At 31.3% G+C, this 19622-nt stretch carries 11 protein-coding genes; 9 read left to right on the top strand and 2 right to left on the bottom strand.

From position 1 onward, the window contains the following. Positions 1-8694 (bottom strand): PKD domain-containing protein, encoded by an 8694-nt coding sequence (locus ACFQ5N_RS01960; protein WP_386807273.1) that lies wholly within the window; start codon positions 8692-8694, stop codon positions 1-3. A 281-nt stretch (positions 8695-8975) separates the two neighbouring features. On the opposite strand from ACFQ5N_RS01960, the gene ACFQ5N_RS01955 reads away from it, so the two are divergent. The 6 genes from ACFQ5N_RS01955 (at position 8976) to ACFQ5N_RS01930 (ending at position 15238) form a co-directional block, all read left to right on the top strand. Next, entirely contained in the window at positions 8976-9923 is a 948-nt protein-coding gene (locus ACFQ5N_RS01955) for an oxidoreductase family protein (RefSeq protein WP_386807271.1), read from the top strand. Positions 9924-9925: 2 nt separating this feature from the next. Continuing rightward, positions 9926-10750, top strand: coding sequence for a 3'(2'),5'-bisphosphate nucleotidase CysQ family protein (locus ACFQ5N_RS01950; protein ID WP_386807269.1), 825 nt, complete (start codon positions 9926-9928; stop codon positions 10748-10750). Positions 10751-11102: 352 nt separating this feature from the next. Then, the gene (locus ACFQ5N_RS01945) at positions 11103-12980 is read left to right on the top strand and encodes a tetratricopeptide repeat protein (RefSeq protein WP_386807267.1); all 1878 of its coding nucleotides are present in this window, start codon (positions 11103-11105) and stop codon (positions 12978-12980) included. A 4-nt stretch (positions 12981-12984) separates the two neighbouring features. After that, positions 12985-13566: a hypothetical protein gene (locus ACFQ5N_RS01940; RefSeq protein WP_386807265.1), complete on the top strand. Its 582-nt coding sequence runs from the start codon at positions 12985-12987 to the stop codon at positions 13564-13566. A gap of 402 nt (positions 13567-13968) precedes the next feature. Beyond that, positions 13969-14403 (top strand): hypothetical protein, encoded by a 435-nt coding sequence (locus ACFQ5N_RS01935; protein WP_386807263.1) that lies wholly within the window; start codon positions 13969-13971, stop codon positions 14401-14403. A gap of 211 nt (positions 14404-14614) precedes the next feature. Further along, positions 14615-15238: a class I SAM-dependent DNA methyltransferase gene (locus ACFQ5N_RS01930; protein ID WP_386807261.1), complete on the top strand. Its 624-nt coding sequence runs from the start codon at positions 14615-14617 to the stop codon at positions 15236-15238. Positions 15239-15286: 48 nt separating this feature from the next. Here the strand turns inward: ACFQ5N_RS01930 and ACFQ5N_RS01925 are convergent, their stop codons facing one another. After that, the gene (locus ACFQ5N_RS01925) at positions 15287-15673 is read right to left on the bottom strand and encodes a hypothetical protein (RefSeq protein WP_386807259.1); all 387 of its coding nucleotides are present in this window, start codon (positions 15671-15673) and stop codon (positions 15287-15289) included. A gap of 122 nt (positions 15674-15795) precedes the next feature. On the opposite strand from ACFQ5N_RS01925, the gene ACFQ5N_RS01920 reads away from it, so the two are divergent. The 3 genes from ACFQ5N_RS01920 to ACFQ5N_RS01910 all read left to right on the top strand — a co-directional run bounded on the left by ACFQ5N_RS01920 (position 15796) and on the right by ACFQ5N_RS01910 (position 19550). Further along, positions 15796-16836 (top strand): serine hydrolase domain-containing protein, encoded by a 1041-nt coding sequence (locus tag ACFQ5N_RS01920; protein ID WP_386807258.1) that lies wholly within the window; start codon positions 15796-15798, stop codon positions 16834-16836. A gap of 200 nt (positions 16837-17036) precedes the next feature. Continuing rightward, positions 17037-18215: a serine hydrolase domain-containing protein gene (locus ACFQ5N_RS01915; RefSeq protein WP_386807256.1), complete on the top strand. Its 1179-nt coding sequence runs from the start codon at positions 17037-17039 to the stop codon at positions 18213-18215. 456 nt (positions 18216-18671) lie between these two features. After that, positions 18672-19550, top strand: coding sequence for a zinc-dependent peptidase (locus ACFQ5N_RS01910; protein ID WP_386807255.1), 879 nt, complete (start codon positions 18672-18674; stop codon positions 19548-19550). Positions 19551-19622: the final 72 nt, after the last annotated feature.

Genomic DNA, 19622 nt, shown 5'->3' with positions numbered 1-19622 from the left:
TTATTTAATCAATGTAATTGGTGTTGTTTCTTTAATTTCTTTCCCGTAAAATGATGTTGCTTGAACAACCATTATGTAATTTCCGTTTTCGGCATCTGTACCTTTAAGCAGTCCATCCCAGCCGGTTAATTTTAAACCTTCTTCTGAATATATTAAAGATCCCCAAGTATCATAAATACTCATTTTAATTGCTGTTAACCCTTTGTATTTTGGTTTAATTACATCATTTATTCCATCATTATTTGGTGTAAAACCTGTTGGGTTAATTAATTCATAACCTTTTGAAATTGCTAATGTTCTACTATATGTAAAGAAACAGCCAGCCTCATATTCTACAGTTTGGGTTACAACAAAAGTGTCTTCATACGTATAAGTATGGGTTGGGTTTTCTTCATATACAATTAATGAACCATCTCCAAAATCCCAACTAATTGAAATGTAATCTCCTGTAGAATTGTTTGTAAATTCAATAGGATCTTCAATGGATAACGTATGGTAGTTTTCAATACCAAAAGAATTATATTCAAAAGATTGATCGCCAATATAAGGTACTTCAATAGTAAAGTTTTCTTTATAACTACAGCCTTGGGAATCAACTATTTCAACACTATAGGTTCCGCTTTGGTTTGTTGTCATTATTTCATTGTTTATACCTGAAGTAACGCCACCTGACCAGTTGTATGTATACGGAGGAAAACCTCCAGTAGCATTTGTGGTAATTTCTTTTTGAATTTCTTTAATGTCACAAGCGGCAATAACTTTTTCTGTAAGTGAAATTGCCAATGGATCTTGTCGTGTAACTTGAAATTCCATACTTTCTGAGCAATTGTGGGCATCTGTTACTGTAACAAAATAATTACCAGGAGGAATTGCCGTTAAATCTTCAGTTGTAGCTCCATGACTCCAATTATACGTATAAGGTAAAGTTCCTCCAACAACTTGCAAGTCTATACTTCCACTTGTTATAATTGTACAATCTGTGGCATCTTCTACAATTCCGTTTAATGAAATTTGTAGCGGTTCAATAATTGTAAAGGTAGATTTTATTGGACATTGATATGTATCACTATCAGTTATTAAAACTGTATAAGTTCCTGCGGAAAGATTATTTCTTTGTGTACCTGCACTGCTGTCATCATCCCATTGAACCATTAATGGAGCAACACCTCCAACAATGTTTAAATCAATAGATCCATCATTTTTACCAAAACAAGAAATTTGAGTAATTACCGGATTTATGTAAAAAATAGGCTGTGTAATTTCAATGTTTTCAATTTTTTGACAACCGTTTTGATCTTCAACTGTAACAGTGTACGTTCCTGCTGAAAGATTATTTTGAACTAAGCCATTTCCTAAATTACTCCAACTAATTGCATACGGTGCATTACCTCCTTGAACTCCTATTTGAATACTACCATCATTTGCGCCGTAACAAGTAACATCAGTTTTAGTAACATCAATAAGTATTTCAGCTGGTTGTGTTAATGTAACGCTGGTTTCTTGAGTACAATTTAAACTGTCAGTAACGGTAACTACATAAGTTCCTGCAATTAAAGTTGAAATATTTTGTGAACTACTTGTAAACCCATTTGGACCCGTCCAATTGTATTGATATGTATAAATCCCTGGTGAGTTTTCAAACGGTGTACCGCCAGAAGCTTCTATGGAAATTGATCCGGTATTTTCTCCAAAACAAAGTATTGATGTTGATGAAACAACAGTTGTTGCTAACGGATTTGGTTCTGTTAGTGTAAATGTTTCTGAAGTTTGGCATCCATTAGCATCTGTAATGGCAACATTATAAGTTCCAGCTCCTAAAGTAATTTGGTCTTCATTCCCTTGAACAATTCCCGTTCCATTTATGGTAGTCCAATTATAATTAAAAGGTGACGTTCCACCTTGAATACTAATATCAATAATTCCATCCAAGTTTCCAAAACAATTAATATTTTTTATGTCATCTGAAATAATACTTAATTCCTCTGGCTCTGAAATTATATAATCTTGAGAAAAAGGACACCCTCCAGCATCTTCGACCATTAAATTATATGTTCCAGGTTCTAAATTATAAATATTTAAGTTTGATGAAGAAAAATTATTTGGTCCTGTCCAAGTAGTTTGATATGGTGCTCCTGAACTAAAAGGAATACCACCACTTATTGTTGCTTCAAGTGAAGCGTTATCAGTTCCAAAGCAAGAATTATTTTCAACCACTACATTTGCAATAGTTGCAGGATTAACAGTTACAATTATATCAAAGTTTGCTCCTAAACAATTTCCTGAATTTGGTGTTACTGTATAGGTAACATTTACAGGTGTTTCGGTGTTATTTAAAAGAGTTTGACTTATAGTATTTTGTGGAGTTGTTTCTTCACTAGCTCCTGAAATAGCACCTGGTGTTGAAATTACAGGTGTTGACCAAATATATGTTGTACCTGAAGGAACTTGATTTCCAGTAACTAAAGAAGGATCGTAGGTAAAGGAATTACCACTACAAATGGTTTCACTTCCTGAAGAAATAATTGGTATTGGACTAACTTCAAAGCGTGCACTTGATGAAACTAAATTAGAACACCCACCAGAAGGAAATTCAATAACCACATAATAATACATAGTTCCAACAGTATTTGTTGGTGGATCAAAATTGGCTGAATTGGCACTTGCAATAATTGAACCACCAGAAGTTGAGTCAACAGAATTTTGATACCATTGATAAGTTGGTGTACCCNTAACCACATAATAGTACATAGTTCCCACAGTATTTGTAGGTGGATCAAAACTAGCTGAATTAGCACTTGCAATAATTGAACCACTAGAAGTTGAGTCAACAGTATTTTGATACCATTGATAAGTTGGTGTACCCACACCGTAATCATAACTTACAGACAAAGTTGTTGCAGTTCCACCTTCGCAAATAGTACTTGAAATTGGTTGCGAAGTAATAATTGGTGCTGCATTTACAATCACTTCAGCAGTAGTACTTAGTGTGCTACATCCTGAAGCGGTTTGAGTTACTTCAACATAATAAAAAGTGGTTCCAACTGTAGTTGTTTCAGGTGTATAAGTTGCATTTGTTGCACCAGAAATTGCAGTTCCGCCAGTATTAGAATTTGTAGTATTTGAATACCATTGATATTGAAAAGAAATCCCTGCACCTCTAGAAGCAGTAACTTCTAAAATAGTAGGCGCAACGTTTTGACATAATTCTTGAGAAACTAAAGGCTGCGTGTCAATAGTTGGATCAGCTACCACAGTAACTTGGTAAACAGCACTGTTAACAGCACCACATCCGTTTCCAGATAACTGCACCTCAGCATAGTAAAAGTAATCTCCTGTAGCAGTATATGATGGAGGCGTATAGCTCGCATTTGTTGCTCCAGAAATAGCTGTTCCACCAGTATTAGAATTTGTGTTATTTGAATACCACTGATAAGAAGCAGTACCTGTTCCACCAGTATAAGTAACTTCCAATGGAGTTGCTGTTCCTCCGTTACAAATAGTTTCTGCAGCGCTTGGAGGATCAACAGTAATGCCTGTTTCAACAATAACTTCAGCAGTATTTGAAATTATTTGAGAACACCCACCAGATGGAAATTCAATAACCACATAATAGTACATAGTTCCCACAGTATTTGTAGGTGGATCAAAACTAGCTGAATTAGCACTTGCAATAATTGAACCACCAGAAGTTGAGTCAACAGTATTTTGATACCATTGATAAGTTGGTGTACCAACACCGTAATCATAACTTACAGATAATGTTGTTGCAGTTCCACCTTCGCAAATAGTACTTGAAATTGGTTGCGAAGTAATAATTGGTGCTGCATTTACAATCACTTCAGCAGTAGTACTAAGTGTGCTACATCCTGAAGCAGTTTGAGTTACTTCAACATAATAATAAGTGGTTCCAACTGTAGTTGTTTCAGGTGTATAAGTTGCATTTGTTGCACCAGAAATTGCAATTCCGCCAATATTAGAATTTGTAGTGTTTGAATACCATTGATATTGAAAAGAAATCCCTGCACCTCCAGAAGCAGTAACTTCTAAAACAGTAGGTGCAACGTTTTGACATAATTCTTGAGAAACTAAAGGCTGCGTGTCAATAGTTGGATCAGCTACCACAGTAACTTGGTAAACAGCACTGTTAACAGCACCACATCCGTTTCCAGATAATTGCACTTCAGCATAGTAAAAGTAATCGCCTGTAGCAGTATATGATGGAGGCGTATAGCTCGCATTTGTTGCTCCAGAAATAGCTGTTCCACCAGTATTAGAATTTGTGTTATTCGAATACCACTGATAAGAAGCAGCACCTGTTCCACCAGTATAAGTAACTTCCAATGGAGTTGCTGTTCCTCCGTTACAAATAGTTTCTGCAGCGCTTGGAGGATCAACAGTAATACCTGTTTCAACAATAACTTCAGCAGTATTTGAAATTATTTGAGAACACCCACCAGAAGGAAATTCAATAACCACATAATAGTACGTAGTTCCCACAGTATTTGTAGGTGGATCAAAACTAGCTGAATTAGCACTTGCAATAATTGAACCACCAGAAGTTGAGTCAACAGTATTTTGATACCATTGATAAGTTGGTGTACCAACCCCATAATCATAACTTACAGTTAATGTTGTTGCAGTTCCACCTTCGCAAATAGTACTTGAAATTGGTTGCGAAGTAATAATTGGTGCTGCATTTACAATTACTTCAGCGGTAGTACTAAGTGTGCTACATCCTGAAGCAGTTTGAGTTACTTCAACATAATAAAAAGTGGTTCCAACTGTTGTTGTTTCAGGTGTATAAGTTGCATTTGTTGCACCAGAAATTGCAGTTCCGCCAGTATTAGAATTTGTAGTGTTTGAATACCATTGATATTGAAAAGAAATCCCTGCACCTCCAGAAGCAGTAACTTCTAAAACAGTAGGTGCAACGTTTTGACATAATTCTTGAGAAACTAAAGGCTGCGTGTCAATAGTTGGATCAGCTACCACAGTAACTTGGTAAACAGCACTGTTAACAGCACCACATCCGTTTCCAGATAATTGTACTTCAGCATAGTAAAAGTAATCTCCTGTAGCAGTAAATGTTGGAGGCGTATAGCTCGCATTTGTTGCACCAGAAATTGCAGTTCCACCTGTATTAGAATTTGTGTTATTTGAATACCACTGATAAGAAGCAGTACCTGTTCCACCAGTATAAGTAACTTCCAATGGAGTTGCTGTTCCTCCGTTACAAATAGTTTCTGCAGCGCTTGGAGGATCAACAGTAATGCCTGTTTCAACAATAACTTCAGCAGTATTTGAAATTATTTGAGAACACCCACCAGATGGAAATTCAATAACCACATAATAGTACATAGTTCCCACAGTATTTGTAGGTGGATCAAAACTAGCTGAATTAGCACTTGCAATAATTGAACCACCAGAAGTTGAGTCAACAGTATTTTGATACCATTGATAAGTTGGTGTACCAACACCGTAATCATAACTTACAGATAATGTTGTTGCAGTTCCACCTTCGCAAATAGTACTTGAAATTGGTTGCGAAGTAATAATTGGTGCTGCATTTACAATTACTTCAGCAGTAGTGCTAAGTGTGCTACAACCTGAAGCAGTTTGAGTTACTTCAACATAATAAAAAGTGGTTCCAACTGTTGTTGTTTCAGGTGTATAAGTTGCATTTGTTGCACCAGAAATTGCAGTTCCGCCAGTATTAGAATTTGTAGTGTTTGAATACCATTGATATTGAAAAGAAATCCCTGCACCTCCAGAAGCAGTAACTTCTAAAACAGTAGGTGCAACGTTTTGACATAATTCTTGAGAAACTAAAGGCTGCGTGTCAATAGTTGGATCAGCTACCACAGTAACTTGGTAAACAGCACTGTTAACAGCACCACATCCGTTTCCAGATAATTGCACTTCAGCATAGTAAAAGTAATCTCCTGTAGCAGTAAATGTTGGAGGCGTATAGCTTGCATTTGTTGCTCCAGAAATTGCAGTTCCGCCTGTATTAGAATTTGTGTTATTTGAATACCACTGATAAGAAGCAGTACCTGTTCCACCAGTATAAGTAACTTCCAATGGAGTTGCTGTTCCTCCGTTACAAATAGTTTCTGCAGCGCTTGGAGGATCAACTGTAATGCCTGTTTCAACAATAACTTCAGCAGTATTTGAAATTATTTGAGAACATCCACCAGATGGAAATTCAATAACTACATAATAGTACGTAGTTCCCACAGTATTTGTAGGTGGATCAAAATTGGCTGAATTAGCACTTGCAATAATTGAACCACCAGAAGTTGAGTCAACAGTATTTTGATACCATTGATAAGTTGGTGTACCCAATCCGGTATAAGTGACCTGTAATTGATTTGCAATACCACCAACACAAACGATACTAGAATCTGGTTGACTTGTTATAGTTGGTGCAGGATCTACGGTTATTACATAATCTACAACTGCTCCAACACAAGAGCCAATTGTAGGTGTAATTGTGTAGGTTACAATTCCTGAGTTAGTAGTATTATTAAAAATTGTTTGAACCGGAATAGTATTTGTTCCTGTTGTATTGAAACCTGTAATTCCTGCAGACGCAGTTGCTGTCCAAGAATAGGTTGTATTTGGGTAGTCTGAAGTAAGTATGACTTCAGAAGTAGGTATACCTGAACAAACCGTTTGATCTAATTCAGTATTTGTAATTGTTGGTACAGGAAATATTTCAAAACTTTCTGTAGCTATGTTAGAAACGCCACATTCATTTGTAACTTCTAGACTAATAGAATAATTACCGGGAGTTGTATAATCAATAACTCCTGGGTTTTCTTGATTTGATGTTTGTGGAGTTCCTCCAGTAAAAGTCCAATTATAAGTTAAATTACTATTGTCAGTTGTACAATTTTCAATTATGGCAACAGGAGAAATAGAGGTTGGTCCACAAATATCATCTATACTTTCTATAGTTGCTGTTGGCGGTTTTTTTACTTCAACATTTTGTGCTGCAGTAGTAATTGCACCACAGCCATTGATAGCAGTTAAAGTAATACTGTAAATTCCAGCATTGTTAAATTGAAATTGAGGGTTTTCAGAGGTTTCACTTGTACCGTTTATAAATTCCCAATCTTCAGTGGTATCACAATTTTCAGCGGTATAATTTACTTGCCATAAATATGTAACAGATGTACATATAGTTGTTACAATTGTTGTATTAGTAGCAGTGCTAGTCAATGGTATGCAACCTTCATTTGTATTTAAGCTAAAAACAGGAGTTGGAGGTTCTTCAATACAAATTTGCCTTGTAATTGGTTCTGTTGGATCACAAAAATCATTGTCACTATAAAGAGTAACTGTAAATGAACCTGTTTTAGTATAGGTATGATTTACATTTTCGGGTAATCCGAAAGGAGTTTTTAAAATAGGTGTGCCATCTCCAAAATCCCAAAAATATACAGCTCCTCGGCCACAATCAGAATCATATCCAGCAATGGAATTATTTTCAAAAGTAATTGATTCATTAAGACAGCCAACACTTGGATTATTAAAATTCAAAGTTGGGTTTACAATTACAGAAATATCATTAAGGTTTATTGTAGAACTATCACATTGGTTTTCTGCAATTAAAGAAGGTCTAAAAACTGTATCATTTGGACAACTTGAAGTTGAATAAACATGAGGAACAGGAAAATCTTTTGTTCCAGATGGATCAAAAGCTAGAAGATCAGATTGGGTATATACTACTGGGGTACTTCCATCTCCGTAATCAACGGTATAACTTGTATCATTTGAGTTTCCTCCCCAATTTGTAATTAAAAATTCTATTGGGTCCATTGGAATACAAAGATTTGTTGTACTACCGGGATTCACAAATCCGGCAGATGGATTTGTATAATTTTTAACAGCGTAGGTAATTTCATTTGTACATCCCTGATCTGAATAAGCAACAATTGTCATATCAAAAACATCTATACCATTGTATTCATGCGGAATACTTGATCCTATAGGAAATGAAGTAATTACTTCTTCAGCAGAACCATCACCCCAATCAATTCTATATTCAGTAATACAATCATTAGATAAAGATTGATTTTCTAATTCAATAGCATAAATTGCATCTGTAGAACCACAGTTGTTAAATGCATTATTTTGATCTGAAACAGCCGGGTCATGAAAATTGATTTCAGGTATTGGAAAAACGGTAACTATATCAGTTTTAATTTCTTCTCCATTATCATCTGTTACTTTTAAAGTAACTTGGAAATCTCTACTAGAACATCCATTAACATTATATACATGTATTGGGTTTGTGTCATATGAAAGACTAGATGAGTCACCAAAATCCCATTCATAAGTTAAATTTCCATCACCACCAGTAACTTCAGCAGTAAAATGTATTAAAGTACCTGAACACGTATTGTTATTTGTAAAGGTAAAATCTACAGTTGGAGGATCAGCTTTTGTAATTGATGAAGTTTCATTTAAAGCAGTTGTTCCAAGTAATTTGTATTCAATTTCTTCTTCATTAGTAGATATATCTGTTAATTCTTCTAAGGAAATAGATAAGTCCTCAAAATAAGTTTTTAACGGACTAGAGGTTACTAAAAATTGAGAATTTGAAACGAATGTTGCTAGAAATAAAAATGCAATAAAGAAGCGACTATTTTTTTTAGGTTTTATATTAAAAGAATTTTTCTTATTCATAAAATCTTTTCTTTAAAAGTTGTTCATCTAATAAGTAGCAATTCTTATTAGAAAAAGGGGTTATTTGGGGTTTATAATTTAGATGATAAATTAACAAAAAATTATAAACAAATTCAGGTTATTTAACCATTTATTGATTTTTTTATGCAATTATGCACGTTTTTTAATCTTATGAAACTAATTATTTAAAAAAATGATGATTTACGGTTTTCTAGAATGTACAATTTGTCAAAAAATTAAAATCATTCAACCTGTAAATACTTTGTTATATTTGAGGTCTTATGAATGAATTTTTTAAATCGATTATTTTAAAAAGTACAGGAGCTTCTTCACTATTTGAAAAAGAGGTGATTCAAGAACTTTGGAGTGGATACGGTAAAATAATAAGAGTTGAATTAGAGGGCGCTTCTGTAAAAAGTGTTATTGTAAAACATGTTCAGTTGCCAATAACTAAAAACCATCCACGTGGGTGGAACACAGATTTAGGGCATCAACGAAAGGTAAAATCATACACTGTAGAGACAACTTGGTACAATACATATAGTAAAAATAGTATTGCACGCTTGCCAAAATGTTTGGCGCTTGTTGAGCAAAATGAAGAAGTTTTAATAGTGTTAGAAGATTTAGATGAAGCAGGATATCCTTTGCGTAAGAGCAGTGTTACATGGAAAGATATTGTTGAGTGTTTAGCGTGGTTGGCTAAATTTCACGCAAGTTATCTTGGGGAAGAACCAAAAGGGCTTTGGAAATCAGGAACTTATTGGCATTTAGAAACCAGACCTCAGGAATTAGAAGTATTAGAAGATCAAAGATTAAAAAAGGCTGCTACTGCAATTAATGAAAAACTGAATAGTTGTGAATATAAAACCTTTGTACACGGAGATGCTAAACTTGCAAATTTTTGCTTTGCAAAAGACGGAAAAGTAGCTGGTGTAGATTTTCAATATGTTGGTGGTGGTTGTGGTATGAAAGATGTGGCGTATTTTATAGGTAGTTGTTTAAATGAAAAGGAATGTGAACGTTTGGAAGAACAAATTTTAGATACTTATTTTGAGCATTTACAAAGTGAATTGAAAGAAAAAAATGAAGCGTTGGAAATGGAATGGAGATCATTATACAGAGTTGCTTGGGCAGATTTTCATAGGTTTTTAAAAGGTTGGAGTCCTGGACATTGGAAAATTAATAGTTATAGTGAACGTATTACGGCTGAAGTAATTAAGAATCTTTAAAAATGGATTTAGTATATCTAAGTAATATTGCAATAAAGGCAGCACTTTCAGCAGGAAAGGTTATTCAGGAATATATGAATAATGACGTTTTAGTAGAGAATAAAAAAGGCGGATCTAGTTATGCTTCACAAGTTGTAACTGCTGTAGATTTAGCATGTGAAAAAGTAATTTTATCTCATTTAATTCCTACTTGTAAGCAGTTTGATTTAGCGCTCTTATCAGAAGAAACTGAAGATGATGGAAGTAGATTTGAAAAAGATTTTTTTTGGTGTGTTGACCCTATGGATGGTACATTAGCTTTCATAAATAAACAACCAGGATTTTCAGTTGCAATTGCTTTAGTATCCAAAAATGGAACTCCACAAATTGGTGTTGTGTTTGACCCCAGCACAAATATCTTGTATTATGCTATAAAAGGATACGGCGTGTTTAAAAATGGTAAACCGTGGCAAGTTAAGTGTACAAATAATTATTTAACTTACGTAACAGATAAAAAGCTAAAGGATACTCTAGGTTATGCGGCAATTGAAAAACTTCTATATGAAAGAATTGAAGATCTAAATTTAAACGGTTTTAAGGAAATTGCTGGTGCAGGATCTGTATTAAATGCAATTCAAGTATTAGAAAATGGTCCGGCTTGTATGCTAAAGTTTCCAAAAAAGGAAAATGGTGGAGGAAGTATTTGGGACTTTGCTGCTACAGCTTGTATCTTTAATGAATTAGGACTTCCAGCTACTAATTTTGAAGGAGCGCATTTAGATTTAAATAGAAAAGATGGAACCTTTATGAATCACGAAGGTATTTTTTTTACAAATTTCACCAAATAAATTTATATAGTTATTCTCCCTTTTAATTTTAAAAACCTTTGTTTAAAGCGTTTTGTTTTAGGTGTTAAATAAAATACGTGATAAATGTTACATAATATTTGTGCTGTTTTAAAAATAATGATATTTTTAACCAAACAGTTTATTATTCATTCTTTTTCATAAAAAAACTTTCACTTTTAGAACAATTATTAAAAATACTGTAAAAGGTTTTAGCATTTATTTTATTGTTGAAAAAGAAATTAGGTAAGTATTACTATAAAGTGCAAAAGAAAATATTGTTTTTTTAGTAACTTTTAAACTAATGAAAATAGCTGTTTAAAGCATATTTGAAAATCTAACTAAATAAAATAATATGAATTATAGAATTAAACTTGCCCTATTTTTTTTTAGTGCTATTACATTTTACGTTAATGCACAAGATTGTGAAAGTATTCGTGAAAAAGCAATGCAATTAGAATCTGCAATTAGCCCTGATAATCCAAAAACATATTATGACTATGCTGCATTTATTGGTTCACAAGTAGCAAAAGGTAATACTTGTATGAATAAAGATATTAGAAATTCTTTATTTAATTTATTTGTAAAAGGAGCAAATAATGGAAGTATTAGGTGTGCTGCAAGATTAGTGATGACATCATATTACGGACTTTACGATTACCCAACAGATAGATATTTATCTTTTGAAAATTCATTATTTAATATAAAATTAGCATACGATACTTTTCTTTCTGATTTAAGTTTATATAACGAATTCGGATATGTTATTCCTACTATATATTTGCACAATTATTTAAGAAATGAAAAATGGAGAAAAGACTTTGGATCTAGTCCTGAATTGGCCAAAGCAGCATTAGGTTTATTACAATTAGCAGTAGTTCCTGAAGTAAAAGATGATGATAAAAACTCATTTAAATATATAAAAAATGACTATAACAAAATTTGGTGTTTTTTGTATTTGGAAGGTCAATTAGAAACACCTATAGATTATTCTAAAGGATTAAGTTTTGCAAAAAAAGTAGATAGAACATATTTAAATTCTTGGGTTAGAAAAATTTTAAAAGAGAATGAGTATAATAGTGATTTTTTAAATCCGGCTGGCCTTGCTTTTATTGGTGCTGTTCAAGCTAAAGGTTGGTATAATGTAAGTTCAATTGATCCTTATTCAAATACTATATACCAAGCTAATATTAGCAAAGTTGCTACAAAAGTATCGTTTCAAGAATCATATAAAATGATGAGTCCTTCTTTGAAAGAAATTATTGATACAGCGTATCCTTCTTATAGTACTATTGACGAAAAATGGGAAGTTATTAATAACTCAAAATTAAAAGAACCAGAAAGTTATCCTCAATGGAAATATTTACCCGATAGTGAACGAGAAAATTTATATTTAGAGGCGTTAGAAGGAGAAGATTCTTCGTTAAGTGAAAAACAGCAGTTTCAAGTTTATAAAGCAATGGTTTCATTTAATGATAATAGAGGACTACTTCCTTTAGCGTATTGCTACAAATTAGGAAAAGGTGTATTTCCATCTGGAAATAAAGCAATTCATACTTTTGAAAAAGCGTTAAGTTTTCCTTCTTTAAAAGAAGAAGCAGCATATAGTATTGCACAAATTTATGATGGAAGTTTAAAAGATATTGATGTAGATTGGGTAAAAGCAGCCAAATATTATAAAATGTCTACAAATTATAATCCTAAAGCTTATACAATGCTTGGAGAAATGGCTTATTTTGGAGTTGGAGGTTTTACTAAAAATACATCATTAGCTACAGATTATTTTGAAAAAGGGAAAATTAATGGTGATAATGAAGCCTTTGTAAGGTTAGAAACAGTAAATTATATTCCTGAATTTGAAACAGAATTGGAAGCGGAATACGAAAATTTTACGTTATCAATAACTAATTTTGACGATTTTAATTCACGAAAATTATATAACTCAAATAGTTTAACAATTGAGGTAGATTATAATGTGCCTCAGGGGTTTGGAAAAAATACACTTAGAATTTTTCCCACAAAAGATAAAGCTTATGCAATACCATATAGTACATGGTCACCATCAAATCTTTTAGAAGGTACAGGGCAAGAAAAGGTAATTATTTACAATAATAATTTTAAAAAAGGAAGCAGACAGTTTGGTGTATTTTATATATTAAGCAGAAATCATAACGGAAATGTTTATACCGTTTATCACATACCTATTGCAGTTTGTTTTATGCCACAAAAATAAAATTATGTTATTTATTAAATTCAATATAAACAGTACTTTAAAGTATGCACATTTTGAAAAGTTATATCAGCATATGGTTACCGTTAGGCAACCAAATTTTATGTTTGAAAACCAGGTGCCTCCAGAAATTGATTGGGGAAATTTAAAAGAAGATGAATTTGATGCTGTTTTTAAAGAATTAGACAATTATGATAATCCAGATAAATTTACTTTTAAAAGATACTTAGAGTTTATACCAAGTTATGCAAATAGTTTTATTGAAAGTCATTTACAATATGTAAATAAAACAACAACACCTATTAAAGAGTCTGAAGCTGTTTCAATAATGAATTATTTGGAATATGATTTTGAGGTTGAAATGGATCAACTTGAAAAATCAGATGAAAATTTAGGCGTAGTGAAATTTTCTACGGGTAATTTTCCTTTTGGAGGTTTAGATAGATTTTTAATGGTTTTAAAAGCTTTTAATTTAACACCAACAGCGTGTTTCAATGGGTTTTCAATTATTGGATTTAACTGGATTTCTAATTTTGAATTTGAGACTATTGAATTTCCAGAAAAAACAAAAAAGTATTTAAGTAAATAATTGATTGTTAATGGTTTGGGTTGTAGTTTATTGGTGTCGCATAGAATTTATTCAATCTTTTAATACCTTTTTAAAAGTGAAATAAATTTATACCTTCAGTAAAACAAATACCTAAAATTAGCTGTACATTTTTATAATCTTCTTTTTAAAAGTTACCTAAGTGACATAAATCATATTATAAATATTAAAATTCATTTACATTCGTTTGCCAAAAAATCAGCAAATAAGTTTTTAAGTTATAACACTGCGTTCTACATTTTGAATTTAAATGCTGTATTTTTTTAAAAAGGGAATAGTTGGTTTTAAACTAAATTTCAAAAAAGTAAATTAGAGTAATTAACATTCCTATAATTTATAATAACTAGTATGAAAAAATTAAATCAAACAATTAATTTAAAAATTATGAGAAAGAGTATTTTGTTTATTGCCGTAGCAGTTTTATTTTCTACAACTTTAACAAGTTGTGGAGTCATGTTTGGTGGTAGTAAGTACCAAGGAACGATTGTAGCTAAAGATCATCCAAATGCAGAAATTTATGTTGATGGGCAAAAAATAGGAACAGGTACTACCACAAAATTATTTCCTAGAAATAAACCGTTAGTAGTTACTTTAGAAGAAGAAGGTTGCGAATCGCAAACTTTAACGTACAATAATTCTTTTAGAACAGGAAATTTTGTTTTAAGTGTTTTGTCTTGGGGAATAATTGGTCTTGGAATTGATTTAGGAACTGGAGCAGCTTATAAACCAGATCATAAAGGAAATTCTAGTATACAAAAGGTGAGTACTAAAAAATTCAATATTGATGCAGATTATTCTAAATGTAGAAAAGCAGAATAATAAAATATGTAGTTCAAATTCTTAAAAGCCTAGCTAATTTTAGCTAGGCTTTTTCATTAAGTAAAAAAAATGAATGCTACATTTATATTGTTATTTTAATTGAATTATTGCATAAAATTTATGCTTAAATTTGAACTTATAGTAGTCTATTTATTTAACAAGTGAATTGAATTTTAATAGGGCTTTAGTTATTAATTTTGAAAAAAAGAAAATGAGCATTGCAGCAGCGTACAATATTTGGGCAAATCAATACGATACAAATAAAAATAGAACAAGAGATTTAGATAAAATATCAACAATTGAAACATTAACTAAATATGATTTTACAAGAGTTTTGGAGCTTGGCTGTGGAACAGGAAAAAACACTAGTTGGTTACTTGAAAAAGCTGATGAAATAATTGGTTTAGATTTTTCTGAAGAAATGTTACTTAAAGCAAAAGCAAAAATAAATGATAAAAGAGTTATTTTTAAAAGAGCTGATTTAACTGAAAATTGGGATGTTAAAAATAATTATGTTGATTTAATTACGGCAAGTTTAACGCTTGAACATATTAAAGATTTACACCATATTTTTAATCAAGCTCATTTAAAATTAAAGAAAAATGGACTGTTTTTTATTAGTGAGTTACATTCATTTAAACAATATGCAGGATCCAAAGCAAGATATGAAACCGAGAACGGAACGCAAGAATTAGAAGTGTACGTTCACCATATTTCGGAATATTTAGATGCCGCAAAAAGTAACGGATTTAAGTTAATTGAAATTGAAGAATGGTTTGATGATGCTGTAAAAAAAGAACTACCAAGATTAATTTCTTTTGTGTTTAAAAAGTAAAACTGTCATTTCAAACAGTCAAAAAAAATGAATTGGTAATGGGCAAACTTAATCTATTTTTGCTTGTGTAATATCATGAAACGTTGGTGGATGCTCTGTAATTCTACCGGCTCCTTTTTTATTAATTTTAAAGGTAACATCTTTTGTAGTGGTAAATAATAGCACAGATGAAAAAGAAGTTTTTAGGTGAGAATTTATTACATCAAACGCTTCATGAATTGTAAGTTCATTTTCCTCATCTTCTGTTTCTTTAGACCTGTATCGTAACTTTAATAAAACCTTAAAGCCATCATCAGCATAAATAGGCCTCACAAAAATATTTCGTAAATTAGGCTTACCAATTGTTTTGGCCATTGTTAATTTGGCAAAGTTTCCTTCTTGAATACTTTCTTCTACTTGATTCCAAAAAAGAACAAACACTTCTTGATATGTCATAAACTAAAAATTAATGCTTCAAAAGTACTATTATTAATTTATAAATAGATGTATTTAAAGTTGTAAATTGCCTTTGAATTTTAAAACAAATACAAACCAATTTGAGAAAATAGAAAATGTCAATGAAAAAAAAACAGCTAAAAAACATATTTCGAATCGTATTTATTTTGGCAAGTATTTCTTCTCTATATTTTGTGCCTTGGATATTGGTAAAAGCGTGGATTTTACCGCTACCATCTTCTGTACAAGAACAATTAGATGAAGGAGTTGGTCTTGGTTTTGATGGAATGATTGTGTATGTAGAACAGGCAGGTAAACCAGCTGAGTTTTATGCTTCAGGCTGGCATGATAGAAAAAATAAAATACCTGCAAATCCAAAAGCCTTGTTTAAAATTGCAAGTATTACCAAACTATATGTTGCTGTTGCTACCACCAAATTAGTAAAAGAAGGTCGTTTATCTTTAGATAAAACACTTGCTGAATATTTTCCTGAACTTGCCGGTAGAATTGAAAATTCTGATAAAATTACCTTGAAATTAATGTTACAGCATAGAAGCGGTATTCCAAATTTTGTTGATCACCCAGATTATTGGATTAAACCACCACAAAGTAAACTTGAAACCCTTGAGTATGCACTAGATTTACCAGCTGATTTTGAACCAAATGAAGATTATGGTTATTCAAATACAAATTATATGTTGATTTCAGATTTAATTGATGAAGTTTTAGGCTATAGTCATTTGCAATATATTAAAGAAGAAATTTTGGAACCTTTAAAACTTGAAAACACCTTTGGAACACTTCATGAAGTGAATATTGATGATGTAATGAGTGGTTATTATGTAGGTATTGAAAAGGATTTTAAAACTGATTTTTCGGGCTTAATGATTGCTACAGCTGAGGATGTAGGCATTTTTTTAAGAGCATTAAATGACGGTTCTGTTTTTAAAGAGGGTGAACAAGAAATTTATTCTTCTGTTTATGAATATGAACACACAGGATTACTTGTAGGTTATCAAAGTATTGCTAAATATCATAAAGATATAGATGCAGTTATTATTCAATTTAACAATACAACAAATTTTACTGGAGTAGAGTGGAACCTCGCAGAAATTATATATAGTAGAGTTGTAAAAATAGTGCGTAAAAGAGAAAAAGAGTAGGTGTGATAAAAGTGAATTTTGTTAAGTAGCAATATAATTTGTTGTTGAAAATTCTAAATTGAAACCTATATTCTTTTGGGATTATAAATAAAAAGAATCCTCAAAAATCAATAAAATCTTAAAATTTGCGTTAAAAAAAAATAATCGTTTTGTAAATAAAAGATTCATTGTTATTTTGCAGTTTTAAACCCTATTATTCCTTGAAAAAATACATTAAATTTATTGCCCTAGCTCTATGTATTCCGTTGTTAAGTTATTTGTTGAGCTCTAGAACAGAAAATGAACCTGAAACAATTTCAGAAACAATAATAAAAGAAGAACGTTCGCCAATTTTAGTAGAACATTTTCCCGAAAATCAAACTCAAAAGGTAAGTCATAAGTTAGATTCTTTATTAAAAAGAATTAATAAAAGACATGATTTTCATGGAGCTTTGTTAGTAGCTAAAAATGGAAAAATTTTGTACAACAACCAAGTTGGTTATGCCGATTTTAGAAAAAAAGAACCATTAAAAGAAACTTCATTATTTCAATTAGCTTCTGTTAGTAAGCAGTTTACAGCAGCAGCAATAATGCTATTGGTTGAAAGAAATCAAATTCAACTTACAGATACGGTAAATAATTATTTTCCAGACTTTCCTTATGAAAATGTAACTATAAAAAACTTGTTAAATCATACAGCAGGTTTACCAAAGTATTTTTGGCTTGCTGAACATAAATGGAATCAGGATAAAGCACCTACAAATAGTGAAATGATGGATTTGTTAGCTGTAAGCAATGTGCAAAGATTTTTTAAGCCAGGTCGTAATTTTGATTATTCTAACACAGGTTATTTTGTGTTAGCTTCTATTGTTGAAAAAGTATCAGGTATAAGTTTTAGCGATTTTGTTAAAGAAAATATTTTTGATCCTTTAGAAATGAAAGATTCATTTGTTTACAGCTATGAAAATGATACTATTAAAAGTAATCAATTAGTTGGCTATAGATTGTATAGAGGTTGGAGGCATCAAAAAATTAACAGTACTGTAAATGATGCTATTGTTGGCGATAAAAATGTGTACACCACAAGTGAAGATTTGTTTAAATGGATAGTTGGTTTAAATAATGGAAATTTACTTTCAAAAGAGTCTTTAAATTTAATGTACTCTAAAGGAGAAACAATTTCAGGTAAAAAAATTCCGTATGGTTTTGGTTTTCGAATTAAAACAAAAGGTGAAAATACAATTTATCATCATGGAAAATGGAATGGATTTAGTACAGGACTTACGCAATACCCAGTTGATGATTTAGTGGTGATTATTTTAGAACATACAAGTTATAATGCAATTACAACATTAAATAAAAAAGTTAAGAAAATTGTATCTGAAAACTTCAATGTGTAAAATTTTTATTGAAAGGAATACACACTTAAAATAAAAGCCACCTCCAAATAGGAAGTGGCTAAATTCACTATAAATACAGAGTTTTAATGCCAAAGGAGGATTAAGAAAATAATGCCTTTGGAGGATTAAAATACTGTATTGATACCAAATAACATTGCTAATTTATGAATTAAGAAACTGTATGTAAATGATTTATATCATATTAAACTTTTTTTTAATGTTTTTTAAAAGAGTAGTGCCAATGAAATTTTAAGCATTACATAGTTAAAAATAAGGCTTTCTTTGATTGTAACATTAAGAGTATTAAAACAATAGAAATTCACGTTTTTTAGCAGCTATCCATTTATATTAAATACATTTGCTTTACATTAGTAGTTGTATAAATTAACCTTAATTGGTTTTAATAAACGCTAATTTTTACTGCTAATATTCAAAAAAACTGAATTTAATTTTTTAATGAATTTTATACTATTTGTACTTATAATTGCTCCTGTAGGTGTTATTTTATTTGGTTGGTTTCGTAAAAATAATTCAAAATGGGTTGTTCCAAAAGAGCCTTTTCCAAAAGAATGGAAACTTATTTTAATAAAAGAAGTAACTTTTTATAATTCATTGTCAAATGAAGAAAAGAAAAGGTTTGAGTATAAAGTTCAAGAATTTTTGTTGAATTGTAGAATTACTCCAATTAAAACTAATATTGATGCAACCGATAAAATTTTAGTGGCTGCAAGTGCTGTAATTCCAATATTTGGATTTAATGATTGGAAATATATAAGTCTTTATGAGGTATTAATTTATCCATCAATGTTTAATGAGAATTTTGAATTGGAAGGATCTGATAGACGTATTTTAGGAATGGTTGGCAACGGTCCTATGGAAGGGATTATGATATTGTCTAAGCAAGCATTAAAACATGGTTTTCAAAATGAATCGGATAAAAAAAATACAGCCATTCATGAATTTGTACATTTAATTGATAAAACAGGTGGACCAATTGACGGAATACCATCTGTATTAATGGAAAAGCAATATGCCATTCCTTGGATTGATCTTATTAATAAAAAGGTTGAAGAAATTTATAATAAAGAATCTGACATAAATCCGTATGGAGGAACTAACAGCGCCGAGTTTTTTTCTGTTGCGAGTGAGTATTTTTTTGAAAGACCTAAGTTACTAGAACGTAAACATCCAGAATTGTATAAACATTTAGAAAGTGTTTTTAAGCAAGATATGTCTTCAAGAAACTTAACTAAAAACAAAGCAACAATTGGCAGAAATAGTCCTTGCCCTTGCAATAGTGGTCTTAAATTTAAAAAGTGCTGTGGCTTAAAATAGTAATTTAATAAATGCTATTCTAAATTAGAATATTTAGGATAACAACATAAAAAAGCTCCTATAAAGGAGCTT

Source organism: Lutibacter holmesii, from assembly GCF_042679665.1.
In the GTDB taxonomy this organism is placed as follows: Bacteria; Bacteroidota; Bacteroidia; order Flavobacteriales; family Flavobacteriaceae; genus Lutibacter; species Lutibacter holmesii.
The sequence above is the reverse complement of the archived record's forward strand: the minus strand, read 5'-3'. Positions and strand labels throughout refer to the sequence as shown.